Consider the following 346-nt stretch of genomic DNA (forward strand, 5'->3'; position numbering starts at 1 on the left):
GGACACCGACTCCCACCTGCGAGGGTGAGTGACACGAGGTTGTACGAAGTGCCTGACCAAAATCTGAAGTAGTTTCCATCGTGTATGGTTGTGCTTCACCTCCAGTTCTTCCCCGAATGTTCAGCGGTTTGCGCCGATGATCATGATGGGATAGGCTGGAAAAGTTGCCCCGGAGCGCGACCACGACTGAGCCGACCACGACTGAGCCCACGACGACTGAGCCGACCACGACTGAGCCCACGACGACTGAGCCCACGACCACGACTGAGCCCACGACGACTGAGCCCACGACCACGACGACTGAGCCCACGACGACTGAGCCCACGACGACTGAGCCCACGACGAC

At 60.4% G+C, this 346-nt stretch carries 1 protein-coding gene; it reads right to left on the minus strand.

The genetic code is table 11. The features are described from left to right. Positions 1–120: 120 nt before the first annotated feature. The coding region (locus P3G66_RS31930) for a hypothetical protein (protein WP_276117902.1) at positions 121–346 on the minus strand (226 nt) is incomplete at its 5' end.

Source organism: Rhodococcus sp. C3V (assembly GCF_029269915.1).
Classification (GTDB): domain Bacteria; phylum Actinomycetota; class Actinomycetes; order Mycobacteriales; family Mycobacteriaceae; genus Rhodococcus_F; species Rhodococcus_F qingshengii.